The sequence below is a fragment of the Roseovarius nitratireducens genome, from assembly GCF_002925845.1.
Taxonomy (GTDB): domain Bacteria; phylum Pseudomonadota; class Alphaproteobacteria; order Rhodobacterales; family Rhodobacteraceae; genus Roseovarius; species Roseovarius nitratireducens.
This window is the reverse complement of the sequence record NZ_PDNI01000084.1, coordinates 59,387-83,883: the sequence shown is the minus strand read 5'-3', so window position 1 is coordinate 83,883 and position 24,497 is coordinate 59,387. Positions and strand designations below refer to the sequence as shown.

Below are 24,497 nucleotides of genomic sequence, written 5' to 3'. Positions count from 1 at the left end.
GCAAAGGCGGGTTACCCGATCACCTCGTCAGACCGGTCATCCGTCTCGCCGTACCGCTTGAGCGTCGCCGGGCGGGTGCCCTCGTAGACCCGGTCGAGGTTTTTCGCGATCTTCGCGTTCTCGCGCTCGAACAGGCAATTGCCGTCCATATCCGAGGCCACGATGAACGGCCCCATCTTCTTGCAACGAATGACCCACATCGCCTGCGCCAGCCCCAATTCGTCGCGCCAGTGCACCGCTTCGACCTTTTCGATCCCGCGCCCCAGCAGGGCGCCGGTGCCATAGCCCACGGTCGAGAGGTAAATCGCGCCGTTGGGCACGAAATATTCCTTGTAATCCTTGGACGACATGCCGCCCTTGCCGATGATCAGCCGCGCGCCGGTTTTCTCCATCCATTCGGGCAACCACTTGGCAAAGCGGAACGACGCCGTGGCCGTCACCGCCCCCATGTCAAAGCTGCCGTCAGAGCGGATCGCGGCGGCAGGCGAGCAATGGAAATTCGCCGCACTCTGGCTTGGCAGTTCCATCGGGATATTGGCCTTCTCCTCCAGCGCGCGCATGTAGACGCCTTCGCGCGCGGTGTAGAGCAGGCCGTCGAGATAGACGATATCGCCAAGGCGCAACTCGGCCAGCGCCTCGGGCGTTGGCGTCGTGCTCAGGCGGATTTCCCGGGGTTTGCTCATTCCGCCGCCTCCTGTGCCGGGTCTCGCCACTCGACCGTCTCGCGCCGCTGATAGGGGGTGAACCAGTCAGGATCGGTGCGATACTCGACCCGCCCATCGGGATAGATGCGCGCCACCGCCCGGCGTGACGACAGGCAAAAGGCGTGCACCGACATCTGCATGCCGCCCGTATGGCAATAGCCCACCTCGATATTGCAATCGACGACCATGTTCTTGCCGACAAAGCCCATCGCGCCCATGCCGATGGAATTGCCCAGGTCCTTGAACTCCTGTTCCAGCGCCGCGATCTTCGGGTCCGGGTTTTCGCTGCCCACCACGCGCAGGCACGCGGCGCGTTTGCCCAGCACCATGCAGGTATCCTTGGAGCCCCCAAGCCCGATGCCAATGATCGCCGGCTGACAGGCCAGCCCGCGCTTGCCAAAGGCGACGAGGCTGTCGAGATAGAACCGCTTGATCCCCTCGATCCCGTCGGAGGGAAAGAGCATGCGATAATCGGTGCCAAACAGTCCGCCCTTGTGCACGGTGATGAGGTCGATCCATTCGCCCCCCGGCTCATAGCCGTATTCGATCTCGGGCGCGCCGATGCCGACGTTGTTGTTGTGATCCGTGCGCCACAGCGGGTGCACCCGGTTGGGGCGCAGCGGCACGCCATCGGTGGCATGGGCCGTGGCGCGGCGGAGCGCGGTTTCCAAGGCGACAGGCCCGCCCTCGATCTGCGTCTCGTTGCCCATCTTCACGTACCAGCGCGGACAGCCGGTATCGCCGCACATGGCGCGGCGGTCCTCCTTGGCGGCCTTGTAATTCTCCAGCATGGCCTGAAGCACGAAGGACGACAGATCCCCGTCCTCGGTCTCGGCGGCGTGTTGCAGCCCGGTGAGGTAGTCGTCGGGGATCTCGATGGCTGCCTTGTCCATCAGCGTCCCGGCGGTGCGTTCTATCAGGTCGATGGGTATCATTGTGCCGCCACCAGTGTTTCCGGCGCGCCCTTGGGCAGGATCGTCTCGCCCGGGCGCACCTTGGTGAATTGAACCGGGTCGCGGCGCACGTCGAGCGCCTCTCCGGTTTGCGTGACCACGGTGAAATAGGACGCATCCAGATCGCCCGTTTCCGGGAAATCCTCTCGGTAATGCGCCCCGCGCGAGTTTTCGCGGGCAAGCGCGGCCAGCGTGATCGCCTCAGATATATCACACAGCGAGCGCAGATTCAGCCAGTCATGCCAGGTGAGGTTGAAAGCGAGATCATCGCCCGCGACGCCGACCTCCATCAACTCGGTGGAAATATCGGCGATACGGGTCAGCCCGCGTTCCATTCCGGCGGCATTGCGCATGACGCCCACGTCCTCCCACATCGCCTCTTGCAGGGCGTGGCGCATCGGCTGCACGAGGCCGGGGGTGCGGCTGAGCGGATGCAGCGCGCGGCTCACCTCCGCCTGCAAGACTTCGGGGCAGGGATCGCGCAGCGCGCCCATGGCCCGGATGTCCGCGCCCATCACGTCGCCCGCCACCCCGCCATAGACGGTGGAATTGGCCACCCCGTTACCGCCGAGGCGATTGGAGCCATGCGCGCCACCCGCGTCCTCTCCGGCGACATAGAGCCCTTCCATCGCGGTGCGGGTATCGGCATCCACAACCACGCCACCCATGAAGTAATGCGCGGTCGGCACCACCTCCACCAGGCCGCCCGCCAGATCGAACCCGCTATCGGCACAGCGTTTGACCATGCCGGGGAACTTGGCGCGCACATGGTCGGGGCCGAGATGGGCCATGGAGATGAACACGCCGCCATTTTGGCTCGTGTTGTTCTTGCGCATCTCGGCATAGATCGCGCGGCTGACCACGTCGCGTGTCGCGCGTTCGCCCTTTGGGTCATAGTCGAACATGAAGCGGTTTTCCGCGCCGTTGAGCAATTGCCCGCCCGCACCGCGCAAGCCCTCCTCCAGCACGGTTCCGGTCATCCGGGTGTGATCGCCCGCCAACAGGCCCGTGGGATGGAACTGCACCATTTCCATGTCGCGCAGTTCCAGCCCTGCGCGCAGCGCCATGGCAAGGCCGTCCATCGTCTTGTCGCCCGAGGGGGTGTTGTACTTGTACATGGTTGGGCCGCCACCGGTGGCCATGAGGACGGTTTTTGCCCGCACGAGGCGAAAGCCCCCGGTGCGCATGTCGATGAACAGAACCCCCGCCAGCGCGCTGCCATCGCGCGTCGGGATCAGGCCGATGGCGCGGTGTTCCTGCAACTTCTCGACCGGGCGCGCCAGAACCTGTTCCATCAACCGGCTGATGATCTCGATGCCGGTCAGGTCGCCCTTGTGGACCGTGCGGTCGGCGGTCTGCCCGGCAAAGGCCTTTTGATGCAACGTGCCGTCGGGGTTACGGTCGAAATAGCAGCCGATCTCGTTTTCAAGCTCGTGGATGCGCACCACCGCCTGTTCGCACAGCTTCCACGCCATGTCCTGATTGGGCAGCCATTTGCCGCCCTGAATGGTATCCATGAAATGCCGCTCGACCGTGTCGCCGCCGCCAAGCGCCACGTTATAGCCGCCCTGCACCATGCGCGTGCAGCCGCATTTGCCGATCAGACCCTTGACGGCGATGGTGATGCGCGTGCCCTCGGGGGCCGATTGCTGGGCGTGGAGCGCGGCGAAGAGACCCGCGCCGCCGGTGCCGATGATCAGGATATCGGTATCGTGCCGGTCGATTTTCACCATCAGATCGCCCTCAGGAAAAACGTGGCCGAAAGGAACAGGGCTGCGCCGACCGCGGCGGCGGCGTAGGTCTTGTGCCTGTCGGACCAGGGCAGGAATTCCAGCGCCAGCAGACGCAGGCCGCCGGCCATGTGAACGGCGAGCAGGAACACGAGGCCGAACTCGGCCAGTTTCACGAGCGGATGCTCGGCGAAGGCGAGGAAGCCGTCGAGCGTGGCGGGTGACGTGACCGCTTGTGACAAGAGCCACAGGTGCACCGGCAGAAAGAGCGCCAGCGCCAGCCCCGAGAGGCGGTGCAGCAGAAAGGCGAGCCAGAGCGGGTGAGAGCGGGGCGGCGTTTTCATGACAGGGTCACCGCGAATACCGCCAGAATACCGACGTAAAACAGACACGCGCCGACGCCCCACATCAGCCAGTCGAGCACCCGCCCCCGCAGCCCGCCCCATTCATGCGCGATGACGCGCAAGCCGATGGCGGCATGGACCGAGACGGCGACCACGAAGGCCCCGTAAAACAGGAACCACAACAGGCTGCCTTGGGTGCGGCCAAGGATTTCCGCCGTGCTCAAGCCCCCTTGGATCGCATAGATCATCACCGCGATATGACCCAGAACCAGCGGCACCATCACCAGCGCGCTCAGCCGCTGCGCCATGTAGAGCCGCAGATCAAGCATCGCGCTTGCCTCCCCATGCCGCCCTGACCGTCTCGCGCTTCAGCCCCGCGATGGCGCGCATCGGGTTGAGATCATTGGGACAATACTGCGCGCAACTGCCCATGGAGTGACAGTTGTGACAGCCCTTCTTGCCCGAGACCGCCGCGAGGATGCCATCGCGACCCCCGTCGCGGCTGTCGTTCAGAAGCGTCCAGGCCCGTTGCAGCGCAGCGGGGCCGAGGTAATCGGGATTGCCCGCCACCGTATCGCAGGCCGCGTAGCAGATCCCGCAATTGATGCATTCGATCCCGAGATCGGCCTCGGCGCGGGCGGGTTCGCGGGACGTGACCGGGTCGAAATCGTCGCTGCGCCCGGCCGAGGGGTGATGCCGCGCCTCCGCCGCCACCCACTTGTCGAAGAACGGGTCCATATCGGCGGCAAGATCCTTGATCACCGGCAGGTTGCGCAGCGGCGCGATGGCGAGTTGCCCGTCCGCGGCCACCTTGTTCACATGGGTCCGGCAGGTCCAGCGCGGCACTCCATTGACCATCATCGCGCAAGAGCCGCACATGCCTACGCGGCAGGCGAAGCGGTAGCTGAGCGTCGGGTCCGCCATCTGTTGAATCCACGTCACCACGTCCAGAACCGTCTGGTTCTCGTAGGCGGGGACGTCGAACACCTCTTGACGGATCGCGCCTTCGGAGCCGCGCTGAACGGTAACTGTCAGTTTGGATGGCGTGGCGGTCACGTGTCCCTCGAATGGCTCGGGGTGGCTGTGACACTTGTTATATTTATCAGCGCAGCTAACGAAAAGGAATTAATTCTTATCATTTTCGAAAGCTATGCTTTCCAATTGATCTTCATCGCTAGCCGCTGCCGATCAGCACCCCCGCCGCAAAGACCAGCGCGCCGCCAAGGACCACCTGGAACGCCGCGCGGAAAAACGGGGTTTCCATGTAGCGATTCTGAATCCATGCGATGGCCCACAGCTCGATGAACACCACGACAAAGGCGATGATCGTGGCGGTCCAGAAGTCCGGGATGAGATAGGGCAGGGCGTGGCCCAGGCCCCCAACTGTCGTCATGAAGCCCGAGGCGAGGCCGCGTTTGAACGGGCTGCCGCGCCCCGAAAGCTCTCCATCGTCGCTCGCCGCCTCGGTGAAACCCATCGAGATGCCAGCACCGACGCTGGCTGCGAGGCCGACGAGGAAGGTGGTCCAGGTGTCCTGCGTGGCAAACGCCGTTGCGAAGATCGGCGCCAGCGTGGAGACCGAGCCATCCATCAGCCCTGCCAGCCCCGGCTGCACCCATGTCAGCACGAATTGCCGCTTGGCGGTGCGGTCCTCGGCATCGCGGGCCTGCGGACCAAGGTGCTCGGCCTCCAACTCTCCCGCGCGGGCTTGATGCCCGCTCTCGGCGGCGGCGAGATCGCCGAGAAGCTTGCGCGTGGCGGCGTCGCTGCTGCGCTGCGCGGCCTTGAGATAGAAGGCCTCGGCGTCGTGCTCCATCGCCTCTGCCTCGTCGCGGATGCGCTCGATCCCGAGGTTTTCCACCAGCCAGACCGGGCGGCGCGCGTAGTAGCCCGCCACGTGCTCGCGCCGGATGAGCGGGATGACCTCGCCAAAGCGGGCACGATGCAGATCGATCAAGCGCTGCCGGTGTCCGTCCTCTTCCCGCGCCATGCCGTCGAAGATGGCGGCGGTGTCGGGGTAGTCGACGCGCAGGCTCTCGGCATAGGTTCGGTAGATGCGGGCGTCGTCCTCTTCGGACGAGATCGCAAGTGCGAGAATTTCCTGTTCGGAGAGGTCCGCGAAGCGGCGGCGGGAGGTGAGATGAGGGAACATGCGTGTCTCGCGGCTATACTTAGAATTATTCTAATTTATCGAACTGGTGACTGGAATCAAGAGGTCGGGCAGTGGCGAGTTAGATTGAACCGCTCGGTTCGAAATCATCTTGGTACCTGGACCGAACGGCTTACTTACCACTGAACGGATCAGTTCAGATAGTGGAGTTTACCATGAAACCCGCTCTCACCGCCATCACCCTTACCGTCTCGCTCGCCGCTGCGCCCGCCGTGGCCTTCAGCATCGATACGAGCGGCCTCATCCCGACACTCACCTACCCTGGGCCCGCACCGCAGCCGGTGACGCAGGGCACCGGTGCCATCGACAAGTAACCCGGGCATGGGGCCGCCCGAACCGGGCGGCCCGCCTTCTCTCCTTGCACACGCAGATGTGCTTGCGGATGTCGTCCCGGCCCGAATAGACTGCCCGGACCTGCCGGGAGGATGCAAATGTCGGCACCCGCCGCCGAGATCAAGAAAGGCCGCAAGTTCGACCAGGTGCTAGAAGGCGCACGCCGCGTTTTCATGCGCGACGGGTTCGAAGGTGCGAGCGTGGACGAGATCGCGCGCGAGGCGCAGGTTTCCAAGGCAACGCTCTACAGCTATTTCCCCGACAAGCGGCTGCTGTTCTCCGAGGTGGCGCGGATCGAATGCAACCGGCAGGCCGAGGAGGCGATCGAGGTGATCGGGTCGGGCGCCCCGATCGAGGAGGTGCTGCACGAGGCCGCGAGTCGGATCGTGCGGTTTTTCCTGTCGGATTTCGGGCAGCAAGTGTTTCGCATCTGCGTGGCCGAATCCCACCGCTTCCCCGAGCTTGGACGCCGGTTCTACGCCTCGGGCCCGGCGCTGGTGCGCGAGCGGATGAGCAAGGTTCTGGCGCCCTATGTCGAGGCGGGGATACTGCGGATCGACGACATGGACCTTGCCGCCAATCAGTTTGGCGAATTGTGCAAGGGCGATCTGTTCGTACGGTCACTGTGCGGCATGTGCGACGCCCCGAGCGAGGCCGATATCGAGCGGGTGGTGAATGGTGCGGTCGAGATGTTCCTGGCGCGCTACCGCGCCTGATCCGGCGCGCGCCCTGTCATTTCTCCAGCGATCTTTTCCGCGATCATGATGGTGGGGGCGTTGGTATTGCCCCCCACAAGGCGCGGCATGATCGAGGCATCGACCACCCGTAGCCTCGTGACCCCGTGCACGCGGCCCTGCGCGTCCACCACCGCCATCTCGCCCCGTCCCATCGCGCAGGTGCCCACCGGGTGATAGATCGTGTCGGCGCGGGCGCGGATATCGCGCTCCAGCGCCGCATCGCTCCAGTCATGGTCGTGCAGGCGCGTCTTGCGCCACGGCGCGAGCGGCGGGGCAGCGAGGATCGCGTCCATCCGGCGCGCGGCGGTCATCATCAGGGGCAGGTCGCGCGGGTCGCTCAGAAAGGCCGGGTCGATCAGCGGAGCGTCGGCGGGGCGAGGAGAGGCAAGCGTCACCCGGCCCCGGCTGTGGGGCCGCAGCACGCAGACATGGCAGGAATAGCCGGGCCGGAAATGCAGGCGGCGCATGTGGTCCTCGACGATACCGATCACGAAATGTAGCTGGAGGTCGGGCCGGTCGAGGCCGGGAGCCGAGTGCAGGAAGGCCCCCGCCTCGGCATAGGGTGTCGCGAAATGCCCCGTGCCGGTGCGCCGCCACCGCAGCGCAGCCTTGCCCAACTGCCACAGCCCCTTGGGGCCGAGGCTCACCACGTCGTCGCGTTTCGATGTCTCGGCGAGGATGTAGTCGAGGTGGTCCTGCAGGTTCTCGCCCACTCCGGGCAGGTCGCGCACCGGAGGGATTCCGTGCGCCACCAGTTCCTCTGCCGGACCGATGCCCGAGAGCTTGAGCAGATGCGGCGAACCGAAGGCCCCCGCCGAGAGGATCACCTCGCGGCGCGCGCGGATTTCATGCAACCGGCCCCGGCGGCGGTAGCGCAGGCCCGTGGCGCGACCATCCTCAACGAGGATGCGACAGGCCAGCGCGCGGGAAATCACCGTGAGGTTGGGGCGCGTCATCGCGGGAAAGAGATAGGCCGCCGCCGCCGAGCAGCGCTCGCCGTTGTTCGGACCACCGGCGAATTGCGTGACCTGGTAGAGGCCCGCGCCTTCCTGTCGGGGCCCGTTGAAATCCGGGTTGCGGGGGATTTGAAGGTGGGCGCAGGCGTCGATGAAGGTGCTGGAAATGGTGCGTGGCGCGCTTTGGTCGCGGATCTTGAGTGGCCCGTCTTGCCCGTGCAGATCGCCGCCGCGCGTGGTATTGCCTTCGGCGCGGCGAAACCACGGCAGCACGCTCTGCCAATCCCAGCCGTCGCAGCCGAGATCGGCCCATTCGTCGTAATCGCGTGGATGTCCGCGCGTGTAGAGCATGGCGTTGATCGCGCTCGACCCGCCCAGCGCGCGGCCGCGCGGCTGAAACCCACGCCGCCCGTTCAGCCCCGGCTGCGGTACGGTGTGAAATGCCCAATTGTTGATCCGTGGCCGCCCCGAGACCATCGCCGCCACCAGCGCGGGGGCGCGGACGAAGATGTCGCGTCCGCCACCGCCCGCCTCGACGAGGCAGACGCGGGTGGCTGCGTCTTCGCTCAGGCGCGCTGCCATCACGCAGCCAGCGGAGCCGCCGCCGACGATGATGTAGTCAAACTCCATGCGCGCAAGCTAGGCCCGCCGCGATCGGCGGGCCAAGCAGGACGTCGCGTCAGCCCGGGCTCAGGCCTCGCAGCCGCTCTGACCGGCGCCGGAGCAACTCGACCGTGGTCAGCAGGCAGATGGACACGGTAACGAGGATCGTTGCCGCCGCCAAGATCGTCGGGCTGATCTGCTCGCGCAAGCCGGTGAACATCTGCCACGGCAGCGTCTGCTGCTGCGCCGAGCCGACGAAGAGCACCACCACCACCTCGTCGAACGAGGTGATGAAGGCAAAAAGCCCCCCCGAGATCACGCCTGGCAGGATGAGCGGCATCTGCACGCGAAAGAAGGTGGTCACCGGGTCTGCGCCCATGTTGGCCGAGGCGCGGGTCAGCGACTTGTCGAAGCCCACCAGCGTGGCCGTCACGGTGATGATCACGAAGGGCACCCCCAGCGCGGCATGGGCGAGGATCACCTTGAGGTAGCCGACGAAGGAGCGGTTAAGCCCGAGAGTGGCCTCCAGCCAGTTACCCAGCGGCGCGTAGAAGAAAAACATCCCGGTGGCCGAGATGATCAGTGGCACGATCATCGGCGAGATCAGGATCGCCATGATCGCCTGCCGCCCGGGCACGTGCGACTGGCTGAGGCCGATGGCCGCCAGCGTGCCGAGGCTAACCGATATGAAAGTGGCAAAAGGCGCGATGATCAGCGAGTTTTTCAGCGGCACCATCCATTCCTCGGTGCCGAGGAAATCGCGGTAATGCTTGAGCGAATAACCCTCGGCTTGGAAGTTTAGCATTTCCGGCGTGAAGGTGAAGAAGTTCTGGGCGTTGAAACTCAGCCACATAACCGGGAGCAGCGGCGCGATCAGGAAGAAGAAAACCAGTCCGCAGATGAACAGGAAGGAATTGTGCCAAAGCGTCTGCCCGGCGGTGTAGTAGATCGGCACGCGGGAGCGATACGCGCCGCTGTCCAGCCAGTAGGCGGCCCAGCTCAGGACCGCCCCGATCAGCAACCCTGCCACCATCGCACCAGGCCCCACCAGAATGAGGCCGATCAGCCCGAAGATGGCGATCAGCCCGAGGCGGACGTTGCGGCGGCTGCGCGGCAAATTATGCGCCAGCAGTGCTACCCCGGCCCCGACCACCGCTCCGATCAGGAACCCGATCAGCGGCTGGGCAAAGACGTTGCCCACGACAAAGCCGAAACAGCCGGCGAACACGGCCATGAGCGGCAGGGTGAAGCCGTTGAGCGGCGGTCGCGGGATATCGACGGTTAGGTTGGACATGCCTCAGCCTCCGAGTTTCACGTTGTCGATGCCCACGATCCGGTCGTAGCACCAGTAGAGCGCCAGCACCACGATCAGCAGGATGCTGCCCAGCGCCGCGGCCAGCCCCCAGTTGAGCGACGAGGAAATGTGATAGGCGATCCTGTTGGAGATGAAGACACCGCTGGTGCCGCCCACGATCTCGGGCGTGATGTAGTAGCCGATGGACAGGATGAAGACGAGGATGCTGCCCGCGCCGATCCCGGGGACGGATTGCGGGAAATAGACCCGCCAGAAGGCCGTCCAGTTGGTGGCGCCCAGCGATTTTGCCGCGCGCAGGTAGCTGGGCGGGACGGTCTTCATCACCGAGTAGAGCGGCAGGATCATGAATGGCAAGAGGATATGCGTCATCGCAATCACGGTGCCGGTGGCGTTGTTCATCAGGATCAGGCGGTTCGCGTCATCGACGAAGCCCAGCCAGACGAGGATCTCGTTGATGATCCCCTGTTGCTGCAGCAGAACCTTCCATGCCGAGGTGCGTACCAAGAGCGAGGTCCAGAACGGCAACAGCACGAGGATCATCAGCACGTTGGCCGTGCGCAGCGGCAGGTTGGCCAGGAGCCACGCCACGGGATAGCCTAGCAGGATGCAGGAGCCGGTGATGATCAGCGACATGATCAGCGTGCGCTGGAACAGCGTAAGGTAGATCTGCTGAGTCTCGGGGCGCGCCGCGATCCCGTCCACGGTCTTGGTCAGATCCACCGAATTCAGGAAATAGCCGGCGGTGACGGGCGGGCTGTAGAGCGAGATGGTGCGCCACGCCTCCAGGCTGCCCCAATCCTTGTCGGAAGCCACGAACATCTCGCGAAAGCTGTCTTGCGGCAGCTGGTCGCGATTCTCCGCCGCTGCCTTGAGAGTGGTGGACCAAGGGCCGGAATAGGCCTCGATCGCAGCCACCGTGTCGGGGCTCCGCAAGTCCTGGCCCAGGGCGGCATAGACAGCTTCCCAGGGCTCTTCCTCGGCTACCACGTCCTCTTCCTCGATGGCCGTCCAGATCGCGAAATCGGTGTAGGCCTTCGTGGTCCACGGCAGCATCTCGGCCATTTCTGTCGAGGGGGTGAAGCCGACATCGCCCCGCATCTCCTCGCCAGTCAACGCCTCGTAGAGGTCGCGGCGCTCTTTCAGCAGAGCCTCGCCGCCCGCGCCCGAGAGCAGCTCGTGCCAGAAGGCGGCGGTCTCAAAGGCGGGGTCGATTTCCTCGAACACGTCCTGGAATTCTTCGCCCATGTCATCGAGGTCGCGACCGGTGCCGCGGAACATCGACGACAAGCCCGGCTGTTCATAGTTGAGTCGGCTGCCGAGCTTGGTGTGTTCCTTGGCCTCAGAGGCCTTGAAGAGGTCGAAATACAGAGGGACGAAAACCTCGTCGCCCGGCGGCTCGGTGCCCTGCTCATCCCAGGCCCGCAGAGCCTGCACCGTCTCGGGCATGGTGTTCTGCACGATATCGTTCTCGACCGAACGAAAGAGCATCGACAGGATCGGCACAATAAAGGTGACGACGACAAAAATAAGCAGCGGCGCAATCAGCAACAGCGCGCGCATCTTCTCGCGGCGAAGCGTGCGCCTGAGCGTTTGCTTCAGAGGGCGCCCGTCGGCGGCCATGACCGGGCCGTTCTCTGTCTTCGCGGTCCGCGTGCCATTATCGCCCGGCATCGGCTCGCCTGCGCCTGTCGTGGCGTCTGTCACATTGCTCATGTCGTCCCCGTCGGTTTCTTTTGATTCTTCAATGGGTCAAACCAATGAAAGGACGGAAGGGGCCGCGAAGGCCCCTTCCGAAAGACTTGCCCTTACTGGGCCAGCCACGCCTGAAACTTGGCGTCGATGTCGTCGCGGTAATCCGCCCAGAACTCGTAGTTGTAGAGGAACGTGTTCTTGGCATTGTTCGGATCGGTCGGCATGTGGGGTGCCATGTCGATACCGAGCTCGGCATGCTTGCCGACCATCGGTGCCGAGGATGCACGCGCCGGGCCGTAGCTGATATAGGCCGCCTGGTCCGCCAGACGCTGCGTGTCGGTGGCGAAGTGCAGGAAGTCCATCACGCGAGCGAGGCGATCCTCCGGCAGGCCGGCCGGAACGATCCAGCCGTCGAGGTCGAACACCTGCGCGTCCCACATCATCGCGATCGGCTGATCCTGCTCCACGATAGCCGAGAACAGGCGACCGTTATAGGTCGAGCCCATGAAGACCTCGCCATCAGCCAGAAGCTGCGGCGTGTCTGCGCCGGCCGACCACCAGATCACGTCGTCCTTGATTTCGCCCAGCTTATCGAGCGCGCGCTGCTGGCCGTCGTCGGTGGCGAGCACGTCATAGACCTCGTCCTTGGCCACGCCGTCGCAGAGCAGGGCCCATTCCATGTTGTTGATCGGGCGCTTCTCGAGGCTGCGCTTGCCGGGGTAGGTCTCGGTGTCCCAGACGTCGCAGATATCGTTCGGTGCCTCGACACCTTCGGGCACCATGTCGGTGCGATAGCCGAAGGTGGTGGAATAGACGATCTGCGGGATGAAGCAGTCACTGACGATCAGGTCGCCGAAATCGTCGCTGGCCTCGGTGCCGTCGGGCGCGTCGGCGAGAACCTCGTCGTGGTCGATCTCCATCGCCAGGCCCTCGTCGCAGAGGCGCATGGCGTCAGCCGCCACCACGTCCACGAGATCCCAGGTGATGTTGCCGGCCTCGTTCATGGCCCGCAGCTTGGCCACCGCCTCGTTGGAACTTTCATCCCAGACGACCGACACCTCGGGGTGCATCTCCTTGTAGGGCTCGGCATAGGCGTTCTGCTGGCTGGCCTGATAGGCGCCACCCCAGGAGACAAACGTCATGTCGTTGGCCATTTCCTGTGCGTGGGCGGCAACCCCTGCCGCGACGGTTAGCGCGGTCGAGGTCAGAAGCGTCGTTGTGAGTTTCATGTTATACTCCCAAGTAAGTCCCGTTTCACTTGTCGGGCTCCGCGCTACGGGTTGAACAGCGGAACCTCTGGGGTCACGCGCCCGCCTCTGACGAGCACGAACACGTCACGACCTAGACGGCGTCCAGCGCGCGGCAATCCTCGGGCTGCCAGCCGATATTGACCTTGGTGCCCGGCTTTAGCCGCGTCTGGTCTGCCGAGTTCCGTGTCTTGATGATGAAATCATCGCGCCCGGCCACGCGCAGGCGGGTGCGGAACACGTCGCCCATGTAGATGAATTCCAGCACCTCGGCATCAAGCGTGTGGGCATCGGCATTGAGCCGGTCCATGTTGGTCTCCACCCGCTCGGGGCGGATCGAGATGAGCGTGCGGTCGCCCGGTTTCTCGACATTGACTGCCTTGCAGTCGATCAGCCCGCCACCGTCCACCTCGACCAGCGCGAAGCCGTCCTTGATCTCCTTGACCGTGCCGCCCAGCGTGTTGTTCTCGCCGATGAACTGCGCCACGAAGCTGTTCTGCGGGCTCTCGTAGAGCTCGTCGGGTGCGGCCAACTGCTGGATCCGGCCATCGTCGAACACGGCTACCCGGTCCGACATGGTCAGCGCCTCGGTCTGGTCGTGGGTCACGTAGACCACCGTGATGCCCAGCTCGTGCGCCAGGTTGGTGATCTCGAACTGCATGTGCTCGCGCAGCTGCTTGTCGAGAGCGCCCAGCGGCTCGTCCATCAGCACCAGCTCGGGCTCGAACACCAGCGCGCGCGCCAGCGCGATTCGCTGCTGCTGTCCGCCGGAAAGCTGCGCGGGACGCCGCCCGCCGAAATCGCCCATCTGCACCATGTCCAGCGCGCGCATGACCTTCTGCTCGCGGTCGGACTTGCCGATCTTGCGTACCTCCAGCGGAAAGGCCAGATTCTCGGCCACCGTCATGTGCGGAAACAGGGCGTAGTTCTGGAACACCATGCCGATTCCGCGCTTGTGTGGCGGAATGTTGTTGATCGGCTTTCCGTCCAGCCGGATCTCGCCATGGGTTGCGGTCTCGAACCCTGCCAGCATCATCAGGCAGGTAGTTTTACCCGACCCGGACGGCCCCAGCATGGTCAGGAACTCGCCTTTCGGCATGTTCAGGTTGAGGTCCTTGACGACGAGTTGCTCGCCATCATAGCTCTTTTGCACGCGTTCAAATTCGACGAACGCATCGTTGGTCGCGATCTCGGCCAATTGCGGCTCCCTGTGTTTATTTTGCTACGGTGTTCCCCGCGTTGGATGCAGTCTAAACCGACAAACGCCTTCTGTTGCAAGCTTGAAGCGGCGTTTTTTTGAGAATTCGCGCTGTGACAGGCCAAACCGACTGCGTACTGAGCGATTCCGGGCGATTGTCCTGCGATCTTTGGGGCGACCCCGCGCCGGGGCCGCTCCAAATGTCCTGAAGTTCAGGTCTTGTCACGGGACTCAGCCTAGCACCGCCTGCACCGCGCGCAGGGTTTTTGCCACCACCTCGTCGGCCTCTTCGCGCGTCAGGCAGAACGGCGGGGCGAATCCGAGGATGTCCCCCTGCGGCATGGCGCGTCCGATGACATGGTCGGCAGCGAGCGTTGAGGCGACCTGCGGACCGATCTTGTCGGCGGGATCGAAGAAGGTGCGGCTGCCCTTGTCCTTCACGAACTCGACGGCACACAGCATCCCCTCGCCGCGCACCTCGCCCACGTTCGGATGGTCGCCGAGCGCCTCGGTCATGGTCCTGTTGAGATAGCCACCCACCTCGCGGTTGTTCGCGATGAGGTCGAGCTCATCGAGCAGCTTGAGATTCGCCACCCCCGCTGCCGCGCCGATGGGGTGCGCCGAGTAGGTCCAGCCGTGGCCGATCGGGCCGTTCTCGTCGGTGCCCTGCTCCAGCACCTTCCACATCTTCTCGCTGACAATGGAGCCGGAGAGCGGCGCATAGGCCGAGGTCAGTCCCTTGGCGATGGTGATGAGGTCAGGCTTGAGCCCGTAATGCTCCGAACCGAACATCGTGCCCAGGCGGCCGAAGCCGGTTACGACCTCGTCGGCGATGAGCAGGATGTCATGCTTCTCGAGGATCGGCTGAATCGCCTCCCAGTAACCAGCGGGCGGCGGCACGATACCTCCGGTGCCCAGCACCGGCTCGCCGATGAACGCGGCGATGGTATCGGCCCCCTCGCGGTCGATCAGCGCCTCAAGCTCAGACGCGCAATGGGCGACGAACTGTTCCTCGCTCATGCTCACATCGTCGCGGCGATAGTAATAGGGGGCTTCGGTGTGGATCACTTGGCTCATCGGCAGGTCGAACTTCCGGTGGAACAGGTGCAGGCCCGTCAGCGAGCCGGTCATCAGGCCAGAGCCGTGATACCCGCGCCACCGCGAGATGATCTTCTTCTTCTCGGGGCGGCCGAGGATGTTGTTGTAATACCAGATCAGCTTGATGTTGGTCTCGTTGGCGTCCGATCCCGACAGGCCGAAATAGACCTTGCTCATGTGATCGGGCGCGCGGTCGAGGATCATCTTGGCCAGCGTGATCGACGCTTCGGTACCGTGGCCCACATAGGCGTGATAATAGGCCAACTCCTTGGCCTGTTCGGCGATCGCATCGGCAATGTCCTGACGCCCGTAGCCCACGTTCACGCAGTAGAGCCCGGCAAATGCGTCAAGCAGGCGATTGCCCTCGCGGTCCTCGATATGGCAGCCGCTGCCGCCGGTGATGATCCGGTTCGGCGCCTCGCCGCGCGCGAATTGTGCGAGATGCGTCGAGGGGTGGAAGAAGTTCTCGCGATCCCATTGGTCGAGTTGGTCGTTACGCAGCATCGTCTTTCCTTTCATTGGGGGTGCCCCCGTCTTCATCTTGCCAAAAATATCCAAAGATCCGTCCGTCACGCCCAATCGCGGCAAACGTATTTGATCTCCATGAATTCCTCCATGCCGCGCCTTGCGCCTTCGCGGCCCAGGCCCGATTGCTTGACCCCGCCGAATGGGATCGGCGCGCCGGTGACCTTGGTGCGGTTCACCGCGACCATGCCGAATTGCAGCGCCCGGGTCATCCGGTAGATGCGGCGCGGGTCGTGGCTGTGCAGATAGGCGATGAGGCCAAACTCGGTGGCATTGGCGCGGCGCACGACCTCTTCCTCGGTGTCGAACGGCGTGATCGCGGCCACCGGGCCGAAAGTCTCATCGCACATGATCGCAGCGGCGTCTGGCACATCCGTCAGCACTGTGGGCTGATAGAAAAGCGGGCCAAGCTCGTCACGCTTGCCACCGCAGGCCAGTTTCGCGCCGTGCTTGAGCGCGTCCGCCACGTGCTCTTCCTGTTTCTGCACCGCTTTCTCGTTCATCAGCGGGCCGATGTCCGGATCGTCCATGCCGCGCCCGATCTTGAGTGTCTGTGTAGCGTCGGTAAAGCGTCGGCAGAACTCGTCATAGATCGCGCGCTCTACATAGATGCGGTTCGCGCCGAGGCAATCCTGCCCGGAGGTGGCGAATTTCGCCTTGATCGATTCCACGACCGAGGTTTCCAGATCGGCGTTCTTGAACACGATCACCGGGGCGTGGCCGCCCAGTTCCATGACCAGTTTCTTCACCGTCCCCGCGCATTGGCGATAAAGCAACTGCCCGATACTGGTCGAACCGGTGAAGCTGAGTGCGCGCACGCGGGTATCTTCGGTCCAGGGCTCCACCACGGTTGACGCACGGCCCGTGACCACGTTGAACACCCCCGCCGGGATGCCTGCGCGCTCGGCCAGTTCGGCGAGGGCGAGCGCCGAGTAGGGTGTCTCTCCAGAGGGATGCGTCACAACGGTGCAGCCCGCTGCCATTGCCGCCGCGGCCTTGCGCGTCAGCATCGCGGCGGGGAAGTTCCACGGGGTGATCAAGGCCGCGACACCCACCGGCTCCAGCCACAATTCGACCTCGGCATCGGGCAGGTGGCTGGTGACGCCCTCGATATTGGGGCGCTTCGATTCCTCTGCGTAATATTCGACGAAGCTCGCCGCGTAGTCGATCTCACCGCGCGCTTCCGAGAGCGGCTTGCCCTGTTCCAGCACCATGATCCGCGCCAGATCCTCGCGGTGCTCGATCATCAGGTCGAACCACCGGCGCAGAATGGTGGAACGGTCCTGTGGCAGCGTCATCGCCCAGTCGTCAAAGGCGCCTTGCGCGGCATCCACCGCCGCGCGCGCCTGATCGGCGCTGAGGCTCGCCACGTCACCGAGTGCCGCGCCATCGGCGGGGTTGCTGACCGTAATCGTCGCGCCGCCTTCGCCGGCTTCCCATTTGCCGTTCACATAGGCGAAGTTGCGGATAAGGCGTGTGTCGGTGATCCCGTTACGGGTCCAGATCGCTGAATCGGACATTTGGCCCTCCTTTCGTGCAGAAAGATATGCTTTTTGCGCAGAGGGTGGGGCTGATATCACCGTGGCTTTCAGATTATTCTTCTGAGAGAGTTGATGAAAATAGATGATTCATCCGAAAAACATCTCCAGCGGTGGCAGGCGCGGGGATTTCACCGGCTTGGTGACGATATACGTGAAGTAGCGCGCCAGCCCGATCCGGGCCTCCAGCATCTCGTCGATGAGCCGTTGATAGGCGTCGATGTCGCGGGTCACGATCTGCATCAGGTAATCGAACCCGCCGCCCAAGGCCCAGCAGGCTGTGATTTGCGCATAATGTTGCACGCTGTCCTCGAAGGCGCGGAATGAAGCGGGCGTGTGGTCCGCCAGTTCCACGGCGACGAAGACAGTGACATGTGGCCCCAGCTTCTTCAGGCTGATCCGCGCGTGATAGCCCTCGATCAGCCCGGCCTGTTCCAACCGCCGGAGCCGTTCCCAGCAGGGGCTCGCCGACAGGCCGACGCGGGTAGCGAGTTCAGCCTTGGTGATTCGGCCCTCGTCGGCCAGCACCCGCAGGATATCGAGATCGCGCGCGTCGAGCCTCATGCGCGGATCACCGCACCCACGTCGCGGCCCGCGAGCAACGTCATTACATGGGTGGCGATGGCGGTGTCCTGAGCGCCGGTGCCGGTAAGGTCGCAGATCGTTATCTCGTCGGCATCGCGTCGGCCGCGCGCGCGGCCACGGATGACGTCGCCCAGTTCCACCGGGTTGTCCTCGGCCCACAGGCCCGCCTCCAGCGCGGCGCGCAATTCGCCGAGGCTCCGGGCCTGCGGCGCGCGATCGGCCACGTAGAGATCGGCCTGCACCAGCGCCTGCGGGTCGATCTCGTTCTTGCCCGCCTGATCCGATCCCATCGCGGTGATGTGCAACTCGGGATGCAGCCAGCCCGCCTTGACCACCGGTTCCTTGGCAGGGGTGGTGGTGATCACGAGTTGGCTCGCCCGCACCAGATCGGCGGGGTTATCGACCACGCGGACATCGCATTCGAGGTCCGACAGGTCGTCGGCGCAGGCGCGGGCCTTGTCTGCGTCGCGGCCCCAGATCAGCAGCCGGTCAAAGGGCCGCACCAGATGCGCCGCCCGCGCCTGAAGCCGCGCCTGAACGCCAGAGCCGATCACGCCTGCCGTATGCACCAGATCGGGGGCGAGGTATTGCGCGGCCACGGCGCCAGCAGCAGCCGTGCGCAGATCGGTCAGGTAGCCATTGTCGAGAAACACCGCCTCGACCAGCCCGGTCTTGGCGGAAAACAGGATCATCAGGCCATTCAGGCTCGGCAGGCCCAGCCTGGGGTTGTCGAAGAAACCGGGGCTGACCTTGATCGCGAAGCCGCTCATACCGGGGATATAGGCGGTTTTCACGTCCACCTCGCCATGCGCCTCGGCCAATTCCATCGACATGACCGGCGGCATCACCACCCAGCCATCCGAGAGCGCACCAAAGGCCTGCTCGATCACGGCCACGGTTTCGCGGTCGAGTCCTACCGCCGCGCGCAATTCCGCCTCGGTCACGATTCGGATATCATGTGCCATCGGTTAACCTCCCTGTGCACGGACCAGCCCTGTGGCCAGCATGTCCGCGCGTTCCAGCGCGGCCTTGTCATTCAGCACATCCCCCGCCGCCCGCACCCCGCAGGACCGGATCAATTCGCGCCGGGCAAAGCCCAGCTTGTCCAGCGCCGGGCCATAATGGCCCAGTAAGTCATCATACCGCTCTGGCCCTTCGCCTTGCACCTGCACAAGAACCAGCGTCTTGCCCCGGTCCAGAATCGAAGGCTCCGGATTGGTCACATAATCCGGCTTGAAGAAACCGAAGAACCGGTCGAACGCCTGTTTCAGCAGCCCCGTCATGTTGCAGAAATAGATCGGCGTGGCCATCACCACCACATCGGCTTCCTTCACATCGGCCAAAACCGGGGCCAGATCGTCATCCGGACCATAGGGACCTGAATCCGTCTCTGAATACCCTTGAAACCGCAAATCCCGCAGCGCGTGGCAACGGCTGGCGGCACCGTGAGATTCCGCCGTCTCGCAAAACCGCCCGGCCAGCAGGTCGCTGTTGCCTCCGGGCCGGGGGCTTCCCAACAGGCAGGCGATACGGGTCATGCGCGCCCCCGATAGGGCTGGCCCTTCACAGTCACATCGCCCAGTTGCACGTCCTGGCCCGTCACGATCCTGGTGAACATCTCCATGTCAAGGTTGCGGCCCGTGACGATGGTGGCGGTCGGGCCGGTGACCTTCACCTTACCTGACAGCACCGCCGCCAGCCCCACCACGCAGGCGCCCTCGGCCACGATCCGGTCCTCGTAATAGAGCACCTGCATTGCGTGGTAAATTTCCTCTTCCGAAACGAGGACCACTTCGTCCAGAAGATCGCGGCACATCGGGAAACTGAGCCGGTTCTGCATCCCTATCCCGCCGCCGAGGCTGTCGGCGAGGCTCGGCACCTCCTCGATCTCGACGGGATGGCCCGCGCGGATGCTCTCATACATCGCGGCACCGCGGTCCATGCTGATCCCCACCACGCGGACCGACGGCTTGATTGCCTTGGCGGCCATCGCCACGCCTGCCGCCAGCCCGCCCCCCGACAAGGGCACCAGGAGCACCTCGGTATCGGGGCGCGCTGCCATGATCTCGAGCCCGATGGTGCCCTGCCCGGCGATTACCCTTGGATCGTCGAAGGGCGAGATTTCCGTGAGCCCCTCCTCGGCCACGAGACGCTCTGCCTCTGCCTGCGCGTCGTCCTGGCTGCGGCCCGCGATTCGCACCTCGGCCCCAAGCGCGCGGATGCCGTCCACCTTGGCCTGCGGCACCAGTTCAGACATGCAGATCACCGCGCGGATGCCCCGCGCCCTCGCGGCATAGGCCACGCCGCGCCCATGATTGCCCGTGGAGCAGCAGGTGACGCCCGACGCCTCCTGCACCCCTGCCACGGCATTCAAGGCCCCGCGCAGCTTGAATGCGCCGATGGGCTGCATGTTCTCCAGCTTGAGCAGGAATTCCTGCCCGGCGACATCGGTCATGTGGGGTGAGGGCACCAGCGGCGTGGCATCGGCAATCCCGGCGATCACCTGAGCGGCGGCGTACACATCGGCCAGAACGGGGCGCATCGCTGTCTCCTTGTCTGCAAGTCCGCGCAATCTGCGCGCCGCTCGGGCTTGCGTCAACTCTGCGTCACACGGTGGTCAGAAAACGACATCGGGTGGCGCGTTTCTTGGGGCAGCCGCCGGAAAAATCCCCCAAGGCGGACGAAGTTACCCCAGTTTACAGATGACGGACCACCACATGATCGAGATAGACCTCCCCTTTTCGCCGCAGGAATACCAGCGCCGCCTCGAGAAAACCCGGAGCGCGATGGCCGCGCGCGATCTCGACGCGATCTTCGTTACCGACCCGTCGAACCAGCATTGGTTGACGGGTTATGATGGCTGGTCTTTCTATGTGCACCAGGGGGTGATCGTTTTGCCCGACGCCGATCCGATCTGGTGGGGCCGTAACCAGGATGCCAATGGCGGCGTGCGCACGGTCTGGATGACCGACGACCGGGTGATCGGCTATCCCGACAACTACGTCCAATCCACCGAGCGTCACCCGATGCAGGATCTGGCCGAGCGCCTCACCGGCATGGGGCTCGCGGATAAGCGCATCGGCGTGGAGATGGACAATTACTATTTCTCGGCCAAGGCGATGCAGGTGCTGCGCGAGGAACTGCCCGAGGCCACCTTCCTCGACGTTACCGCGTTGGTGAACTGGCAGCGCGGGGTGAAATCCGAGGAGGAACTGGCCTTCATGCGCAAGGCGGCGGCGATCTCGGAAAAGATCACCGACGGGCTTATTGAACGGGTCGAGCCGGGCATTCCGAAGAACGAGATCGTGGCGGAGATTTTCCGTGACGCGATCCGGGGTGTCGAGGGTGCGTGGGGCGATTATCCGGCCATTGTGCCGCTCCTGCCGTCGGGCTCGGACGCCGCCGCCCCGCACCTGACGTGGAACGGGCGCGAGTTCGCCACTGGCGAGGCGACCTTTTTCGAGATTTCCGGTTGTTATCGGCGCTACCACGCGCCGCTCTGCCGGACGCTGTTTCTCGGCAAGCCGCCGCAATTCCTGCTCGATGCCGAGCGCGCGCTCGTGGAGGGGCTGGAGGCGGGGCTCGAGGCCGCGACGGCGGGCAGTCGCGCCTGCGACGTGGCCAATGCGCTCGCCGCACCGCTAGAGCGCGCCGGAATCGAGCGCGGTGCGCGCTGCGGCTATCCCATCGGGCTCAGCTATCCGCCCGACTGGGGCGAACGCACCATAAGCCTACGCGCCGAGGACGAGACCGTGCTGGAGCCAGGCATGACCTTCCATTTCATGCCCGGGCTGTGGATGTCCGACTGGGGACTGGAGATCACCGAGTCGATCCTCATCAAGGAGACCGGCCCGGCCGAGACCTTCTGCAACCGGCCGCGCAAGATGTTCGTGAAGGACTGAAGGCGAGCCTCAGCCCCGCCTGCGCTTGCGGCGCCCGCCGTCGCTGCCGTCGCCATGGGTGTTGAAGGACGGGGTGGGCAGTGTCACCACCTTGCGCAGTTCCGGGAACGGGGCCGTCTTGTGCGGAATGGCGTTGGCGGCGACGAAATGCTCCTGGAATTTCGGTTCGATGGCGGTCTCCACCTTGGTGATCTCGCCCACCACGCGCTCGATCTCACGGCGCGCCGCCACGTTGCAGAGAGCGATGCGGGCGCCGGTGCCAGCGGCATTGCCCGCGCTCGTCACCTTGTCGAGCGGGACGTCGGGAATCATGCCCAGCACCATCGCGTGCAGGGGCGAGATATGCGCGCCGAAGGCGCCGGCGAGTACGACGCGGTCCACCTTGTCCACGCCACGCTCGTCCATCAAGAGGCGCGCACCGGCATAGAGCGCGGATTTCGCGAGCTGGATGGCACGGATGTCGCCCTGCGTCACGGTGATGCGCGGCCCGCCCTCGTCGGTGCCGTCATGGATGAGGTAGGCATGCGTGCGCCCCTCCGCCTGCATGCGCGGCGTGCCGGTGGCCTCGGCCGAACCCAGAAGACCCGACTCGTCCATCAACCCGGCGATGCGCAGTTCTGCCACCGCCTCGATGATGCCGGAGCCGCAGATGCCGGTGATGCCACCCGCACCCACTTCGTCCGCGAACCCGTCCTCGTCCGACCACTTGTCACAGCCGATGACGCGAAAGCGTGGTTCCTTGGTTTCGGGGTCGATGCGGATCGCCTCGATGGCTCCCGGTGCCGCCCGCTGGCCGGAAGAAATCTGTGCGCCCTCGAAGGCCGGGCCGGTGGGCGAGGAACACGCCAGAACGCGGGTCTTGTCGCCCAGCAGGATCTCGGCATTGGTGCCCACATCGACGATGAGGGCCAGATCCTCAGATTTGCCCGGCTCTTCCGACAGTGCCACGGCGGCGCAATCGGCCCCCACATGGCCCGCGATGCAGGGCAGGATATAGACCTGCGCGCGCGGGTTGATGGCGGCGAGATCGAGCTCTTTCGCGCCCAGGGTCAGACTGCCCGAGGTGGCGAGCGCGAAAGGCGCCTGCCCGAGTTCGACCGGGTCGATGCCGAGCAGGAGGTGGTGCATGACCGGGTTGCAGACGAAGACCGTCTCGACGATCAGCGCCGGGTCAATCTCCGCCTCTCTGGCAATTTCCCCGGCCAGCGCGTTGATCGCGTCGCGCACCGTCGCCGTCATCTCCTTGTCACCGCCGGGGTTCATCATCGAATAGCTGACCCGGCTCATCAGATCCTCGCCAAAGCGAATCTGCGGATTCATGATGCCCGAGGACGCCTTTACCTCACCGGTCACGAGATCGGTCAGGTGGGCGGCGATGGTGGTGGAGCCGAGGTCGATGGCCAGCCCATAAAGCCCGTCCTCGTGTAGCCCCGGCCAGATTTCCAGCACCTGCGCCGGGTCGTTCTCATGGCCGCGATGGAGTGCCACGGTCACCTGGAACTTGCCCTTGCGCAGCACCGGTTGCAGCCTGGAGAGGAGCGTGAGATCGGCACGGATATCCCCGATGCCCCATTCGCGCTTCAGCGCGCGCGCGAGCCGTTCCAGATCGCCGGTCGGCTCGTGCATGTCGGGCTCGTCCACCTCGACGAAATAGAGCTTGGTCGCCGGGTCCATCTCGATCACCCGGGCCGAGGCGGCCTTGCGCACCACCTGCTTGTGGACCTGGGATTCAGGCGGCACGTCGATCACCACGTCGCCCATGACCTGTGCCTGACAACCGAGGCGACGACCCGGTTTCAGCCCGCGCTTCTGGTCATAGCGCTCCTCGACCTTGTTCCACTCCGACAAAGCATTGTCACGAACCGTCACACCATGCTTGGAAAACTCGCCATAGCCCGGCGTGATCTGGCATTTCGAGCAGATACCGCGCCCGCCGCAGACCGAATCGAGATCGACGCCCAACTGCCGTGCCGCGGTGAGCACCGGGGTGCCCACGGGGAAACGCCCACGCTTGCCCGAGGGGGTGAAGACGACAAGAGGATCGTTTGGCATGGGGCTGGTCCTGCTCATATGTGCCTTTGTCGGAACATAAGCCATAGGCGCGCGCCCGAAAGCCCGCAAGCGTCAGGAATCGGTACGCGCGCGGCATCGCGGCCTCAGGCCCAGGGCAGTTTCAGCCCGAAGAGCCAGATGGCGAGCGGCACGGGGGCAGAGGCGATCGCGATGGTCAGGATCGCCAGCGGTGCGCGGAACGTGCCCGAAAGCCCAGAGAGGAACGCGATCCCGCCGCCCCCGCCGATCACCGAATTGCCGGGAATGTTGATGAGAACGGCGAGGTTCACGTAGCGGTACTTGATGATCCAGCCGCAGTACTTGCGGGGCAGGAGAGCATGGATAAACGCGACCCGGCCTTCTTGCGGCATCGCTTCGAACCGGGCCACGTTATATGCCGCGCGGATCATGTGCAGATCCGTAAGCACGCGGCGCAGCCAGGCGATCGGCACGGTGCACCCAACGAAGAACGCCAGCGACAGACCGCTCGCCGTGGCCACCCACACCAGCGGCGCGATCCCGGGTCCACCTGCCGCAAGCACCGAAAGCCCGATCTCCACCCCCGGAACGAAGGGGATCGCGATGAGTACGGCATAGATGACAAGCACCGCCAGCAGCAGGCCCGGCATTGCCCAGCCGTACTCGTTGCTCATGATCCAGTTCTCCGCCCAGACGAAGACGAAGTGCAGCCCGATCGCGAGAAGCGCGATGATGGCAAGCCGCGCGAGCGTGCGCAGCACGCCCAGCTTGAGGGGAGGGGGATCGGGCAGGGTGGCAGGGGCCGGGCGGCTATTCTCCATGTGCCGAGTCTAGGC

Annotated in this window: 23 protein-coding genes; 3 read left to right on the top strand and 20 right to left on the bottom strand. The window is 64.6% G+C overall.

The features are described from left to right. Positions 1–11: 11 nt before the first annotated feature. The 7 genes from CRJ03_RS18820 to mbfA form a co-directional block, all read right to left on the bottom strand. Positions 12–683, bottom strand: coding sequence for a fumarate hydratase C-terminal domain-containing protein (locus CRJ03_RS18820; RefSeq protein ID WP_104020400.1), 672 nt, complete (start codon positions 681–683; stop codon positions 12–14). Further along, positions 680–1,639 carry a fumarate hydratase gene (locus tag CRJ03_RS18815; protein WP_104020399.1) on the bottom strand — a complete coding sequence of 320 codons (960 nt, stop codon included), beginning with the start codon at positions 1,637–1,639 and terminating at the stop codon, positions 680–682. The genes CRJ03_RS18820 and CRJ03_RS18815 overlap by 4 nt, the downstream gene beginning before the upstream one ends. Further along, positions 1,636–3,390 (bottom strand): L-aspartate oxidase, encoded by a 1,755-nt coding sequence (locus CRJ03_RS18810; protein WP_104020398.1) that lies wholly within the window; start codon positions 3,388–3,390, stop codon positions 1,636–1,638. Before CRJ03_RS18810 ends, CRJ03_RS18815 begins: the two co-directional genes overlap by 4 nt. Beyond that, on the bottom strand, positions 3,390–3,731 hold the full coding sequence (gene sdhC / locus CRJ03_RS18805; protein WP_104020397.1) for a succinate dehydrogenase, cytochrome b556 subunit: 342 nt from the start codon (positions 3,729–3,731) through the stop codon (positions 3,390–3,392). Before sdhC ends, CRJ03_RS18810 begins: the two co-directional genes overlap by 1 nt. Further along, positions 3,728–4,060 (bottom strand): succinate dehydrogenase/fumarate reductase transmembrane subunit, encoded by a 333-nt coding sequence (locus CRJ03_RS18800; RefSeq protein ID WP_104020396.1) that lies wholly within the window; start codon positions 4,058–4,060, stop codon positions 3,728–3,730. Before CRJ03_RS18800 ends, sdhC begins: the two co-directional genes overlap by 4 nt. Then, positions 4,053–4,787: a succinate dehydrogenase/fumarate reductase iron-sulfur subunit gene (locus tag CRJ03_RS18795; protein WP_165375361.1), complete on the bottom strand. Its 735-nt coding sequence runs from the start codon at positions 4,785–4,787 to the stop codon at positions 4,053–4,055. Before CRJ03_RS18795 ends, CRJ03_RS18800 begins: the two co-directional genes overlap by 8 nt. A gap of 118 nt (positions 4,788–4,905) precedes the next feature. Continuing rightward, entirely contained in the window at positions 4,906–5,883 is a 978-nt protein-coding gene (mbfA, locus tag CRJ03_RS18790; RefSeq protein WP_104020395.1) for an iron exporter MbfA, read from the bottom strand. A 173-nt stretch (positions 5,884–6,056) separates the two neighbouring features. On the opposite strand from mbfA, the gene CRJ03_RS20010 reads away from it, so the two are divergent. Continuing rightward, a complete protein-coding gene (locus tag CRJ03_RS20010) occupies positions 6,057–6,215 on the top strand; it encodes a hypothetical protein (RefSeq protein WP_165375357.1) in 159 nt (52 codons plus the stop codon). Between the two features lie 117 nt (positions 6,216–6,332). Further along, the gene (locus CRJ03_RS18785) at positions 6,333–6,950 is read left to right on the top strand and encodes a TetR/AcrR family transcriptional regulator (protein WP_104020394.1); all 618 of its coding nucleotides are present in this window, start codon (positions 6,333–6,335) and stop codon (positions 6,948–6,950) included. Here CRJ03_RS18785 and CRJ03_RS18780 read toward each other — a convergent pair. The 11 genes from CRJ03_RS18780 to eutB all read right to left on the bottom strand — a co-directional run bounded on the left by CRJ03_RS18780 (position 6,938) and on the right by eutB (position 20,270). Next, a complete protein-coding gene (locus tag CRJ03_RS18780; protein WP_104020393.1) occupies positions 6,938–8,557 on the bottom strand; it encodes a GMC family oxidoreductase in 1,620 nt (539 codons plus the stop codon). The genes CRJ03_RS18785 and CRJ03_RS18780 overlap by 13 nt on opposite strands. A gap of 49 nt (positions 8,558–8,606) precedes the next feature. Beyond that, entirely contained in the window at positions 8,607–9,824 is a 1,218-nt protein-coding gene (locus tag CRJ03_RS18775) for an ABC transporter permease subunit (RefSeq protein ID WP_104020392.1), read from the bottom strand. A gap of 3 nt (positions 9,825–9,827) precedes the next feature. Continuing rightward, entirely contained in the window at positions 9,828–11,558 is a 1,731-nt protein-coding gene (locus tag CRJ03_RS18770; RefSeq protein ID WP_104020391.1) for an ABC transporter permease, read from the bottom strand. 92 nt (positions 11,559–11,650) lie between these two features. Then, complete coding sequence (locus CRJ03_RS18765) at positions 11,651–12,766, bottom strand: extracellular solute-binding protein (protein WP_104020390.1); 1,116 nt, start codon at positions 12,764–12,766, stop codon at positions 11,651–11,653. 112 nt (positions 12,767–12,878) lie between these two features. Next, complete coding sequence (locus tag CRJ03_RS18760; RefSeq protein WP_439126650.1) at positions 12,879–13,973, bottom strand: ABC transporter ATP-binding protein; 1,095 nt, start codon at positions 13,971–13,973, stop codon at positions 12,879–12,881. A 240-nt stretch (positions 13,974–14,213) separates the two neighbouring features. Continuing rightward, positions 14,214–15,584 (bottom strand): aspartate aminotransferase family protein, encoded by a 1,371-nt coding sequence (locus tag CRJ03_RS18755; protein ID WP_104020388.1) that lies wholly within the window; start codon positions 15,582–15,584, stop codon positions 14,214–14,216. A 65-nt stretch (positions 15,585–15,649) separates the two neighbouring features. Continuing rightward, a complete protein-coding gene (locus CRJ03_RS18750) occupies positions 15,650–17,125 on the bottom strand; it encodes an NAD-dependent succinate-semialdehyde dehydrogenase (RefSeq protein ID WP_104020387.1) in 1,476 nt (491 codons plus the stop codon). Between the two features lie 108 nt (positions 17,126–17,233). Beyond that, a complete protein-coding gene (locus CRJ03_RS18745; RefSeq protein WP_104020386.1) occupies positions 17,234–17,707 on the bottom strand; it encodes an Lrp/AsnC family transcriptional regulator in 474 nt (157 codons plus the stop codon). Next, a complete protein-coding gene (locus tag CRJ03_RS18740) occupies positions 17,704–18,693 on the bottom strand; it encodes a cyclodeaminase (RefSeq protein WP_104020385.1) in 990 nt (329 codons plus the stop codon). The genes CRJ03_RS18745 and CRJ03_RS18740 overlap by 4 nt, the downstream gene beginning before the upstream one ends. Before the next feature lie 3 nt (positions 18,694–18,696). Next, positions 18,697–19,266: a flavodoxin family protein gene (locus CRJ03_RS18735; RefSeq protein WP_104020384.1), complete on the bottom strand. Its 570-nt coding sequence runs from the start codon at positions 19,264–19,266 to the stop codon at positions 18,697–18,699. Continuing rightward, positions 19,263–20,270: a hydroxyectoine utilization dehydratase EutB gene (gene eutB / locus CRJ03_RS18730; protein ID WP_104020383.1), complete on the bottom strand. Its 1,008-nt coding sequence runs from the start codon at positions 20,268–20,270 to the stop codon at positions 19,263–19,265. Before eutB ends, CRJ03_RS18735 begins: the two co-directional genes overlap by 4 nt. A 175-nt stretch (positions 20,271–20,445) precedes the next feature. Between eutB and CRJ03_RS18725 the strand changes: the two genes are divergently transcribed. Continuing rightward, on the top strand, positions 20,446–21,630 hold the full coding sequence (locus CRJ03_RS18725) for a M24 family metallopeptidase (RefSeq protein WP_104020382.1): 1,185 nt from the start codon (positions 20,446–20,448) through the stop codon (positions 21,628–21,630). A gap of 9 nt (positions 21,631–21,639) precedes the next feature. Here the strand turns inward: CRJ03_RS18725 and CRJ03_RS18720 are convergent, their stop codons facing one another. Together CRJ03_RS18720 and CRJ03_RS18715 are read right to left on the bottom strand one after the other, a co-directional pair. Further along, on the bottom strand, positions 21,640–23,682 hold the full coding sequence (locus tag CRJ03_RS18720) for an ASKHA domain-containing protein (protein ID WP_104020381.1): 2,043 nt from the start codon (positions 23,680–23,682) through the stop codon (positions 21,640–21,642). A gap of 104 nt (positions 23,683–23,786) precedes the next feature. Continuing rightward, the gene (locus CRJ03_RS18715) at positions 23,787–24,482 is read right to left on the bottom strand and encodes a hypothetical protein (RefSeq protein WP_104020380.1); all 696 of its coding nucleotides are present in this window, start codon (positions 24,480–24,482) and stop codon (positions 23,787–23,789) included. Positions 24,483–24,497: the final 15 nt, after the last annotated feature.

Bases quoted from the DNA above. Each gene is read 5' to 3' on its own strand.
- CRJ03_RS18820 (WP_104020400.1), bottom strand. From the start codon at position 683: ATGAGCAAACCCCGGGAAATCCGCCTGAGCACGACGCCAACGCCCGAG.
- CRJ03_RS18815 (WP_104020399.1), bottom strand. From the start codon at position 1,639: ATGATACCCATCGACCTGATAGAACGCACCGCCGGGACGCTGATGGAC.
- CRJ03_RS18810 (WP_104020398.1), bottom strand. From the start codon at position 3,390: ATGGTGAAAATCGACCGGCACGATACCGATATCCTGATCATCGGCACC.
- sdhC (WP_104020397.1), bottom strand. From the start codon at position 3,731: ATGAAAACGCCGCCCCGCTCTCACCCGCTCTGGCTCGCCTTTCTGCTG.
- CRJ03_RS18800 (WP_104020396.1), bottom strand. From the start codon at position 4,060: ATGCTTGATCTGCGGCTCTACATGGCGCAGCGGCTGAGCGCGCTGGTG.
- mbfA (WP_104020395.1), bottom strand. From the start codon at position 5,883: ATGTTCCCTCATCTCACCTCCCGCCGCCGCTTCGCGGACCTCTCCGAA.
- CRJ03_RS20010 (WP_165375357.1), top strand. From the start codon at position 6,057: ATGAAACCCGCTCTCACCGCCATCACCCTTACCGTCTCGCTCGCCGCT.
- CRJ03_RS18785 (WP_104020394.1), top strand. From the start codon at position 6,333: ATGTCGGCACCCGCCGCCGAGATCAAGAAAGGCCGCAAGTTCGACCAG.
- CRJ03_RS18780 (WP_104020393.1), bottom strand. From the start codon at position 8,557: ATGGAGTTTGACTACATCATCGTCGGCGGCGGCTCCGCTGGCTGCGTG.
- CRJ03_RS18775 (WP_104020392.1), bottom strand. From the start codon at position 9,824: ATGTCCAACCTAACCGTCGATATCCCGCGACCGCCGCTCAACGGCTTC.
- CRJ03_RS18770 (WP_104020391.1), bottom strand. From the start codon at position 11,558: ATGAGCAATGTGACAGACGCCACGACAGGCGCAGGCGAGCCGATGCCG.
- CRJ03_RS18765 (WP_104020390.1), bottom strand. From the start codon at position 12,766: ATGAAACTCACAACGACGCTTCTGACCTCGACCGCGCTAACCGTCGCG.
- CRJ03_RS18755 (WP_104020388.1), bottom strand. From the start codon at position 15,584: ATGCTGCGTAACGACCAACTCGACCAATGGGATCGCGAGAACTTCTTC.
- CRJ03_RS18750 (WP_104020387.1), bottom strand. From the start codon at position 17,125: ATGTCCGATTCAGCGATCTGGACCCGTAACGGGATCACCGACACACGC.
- CRJ03_RS18745 (WP_104020386.1), bottom strand. From the start codon at position 17,707: ATGAGGCTCGACGCGCGCGATCTCGATATCCTGCGGGTGCTGGCCGAC.
- CRJ03_RS18740 (WP_104020385.1), bottom strand. From the start codon at position 18,693: ATGGCACATGATATCCGAATCGTGACCGAGGCGGAATTGCGCGCGGCG.
- CRJ03_RS18735 (WP_104020384.1), bottom strand. From the start codon at position 19,266: ATGACCCGTATCGCCTGCCTGTTGGGAAGCCCCCGGCCCGGAGGCAAC.
- eutB (WP_104020383.1), bottom strand. From the start codon at position 20,270: ATGCGCCCCGTTCTGGCCGATGTGTACGCCGCCGCTCAGGTGATCGCC.
- CRJ03_RS18725 (WP_104020382.1), top strand. From the start codon at position 20,446: ATGATCGAGATAGACCTCCCCTTTTCGCCGCAGGAATACCAGCGCCGC.
- CRJ03_RS18720 (WP_104020381.1), bottom strand. From the start codon at position 23,682: ATGCCAAACGATCCTCTTGTCGTCTTCACCCCCTCGGGCAAGCGTGGG.
- CRJ03_RS18715 (WP_104020380.1), bottom strand. From the start codon at position 24,482: ATGGAGAATAGCCGCCCGGCCCCTGCCACCCTGCCCGATCCCCCTCCC.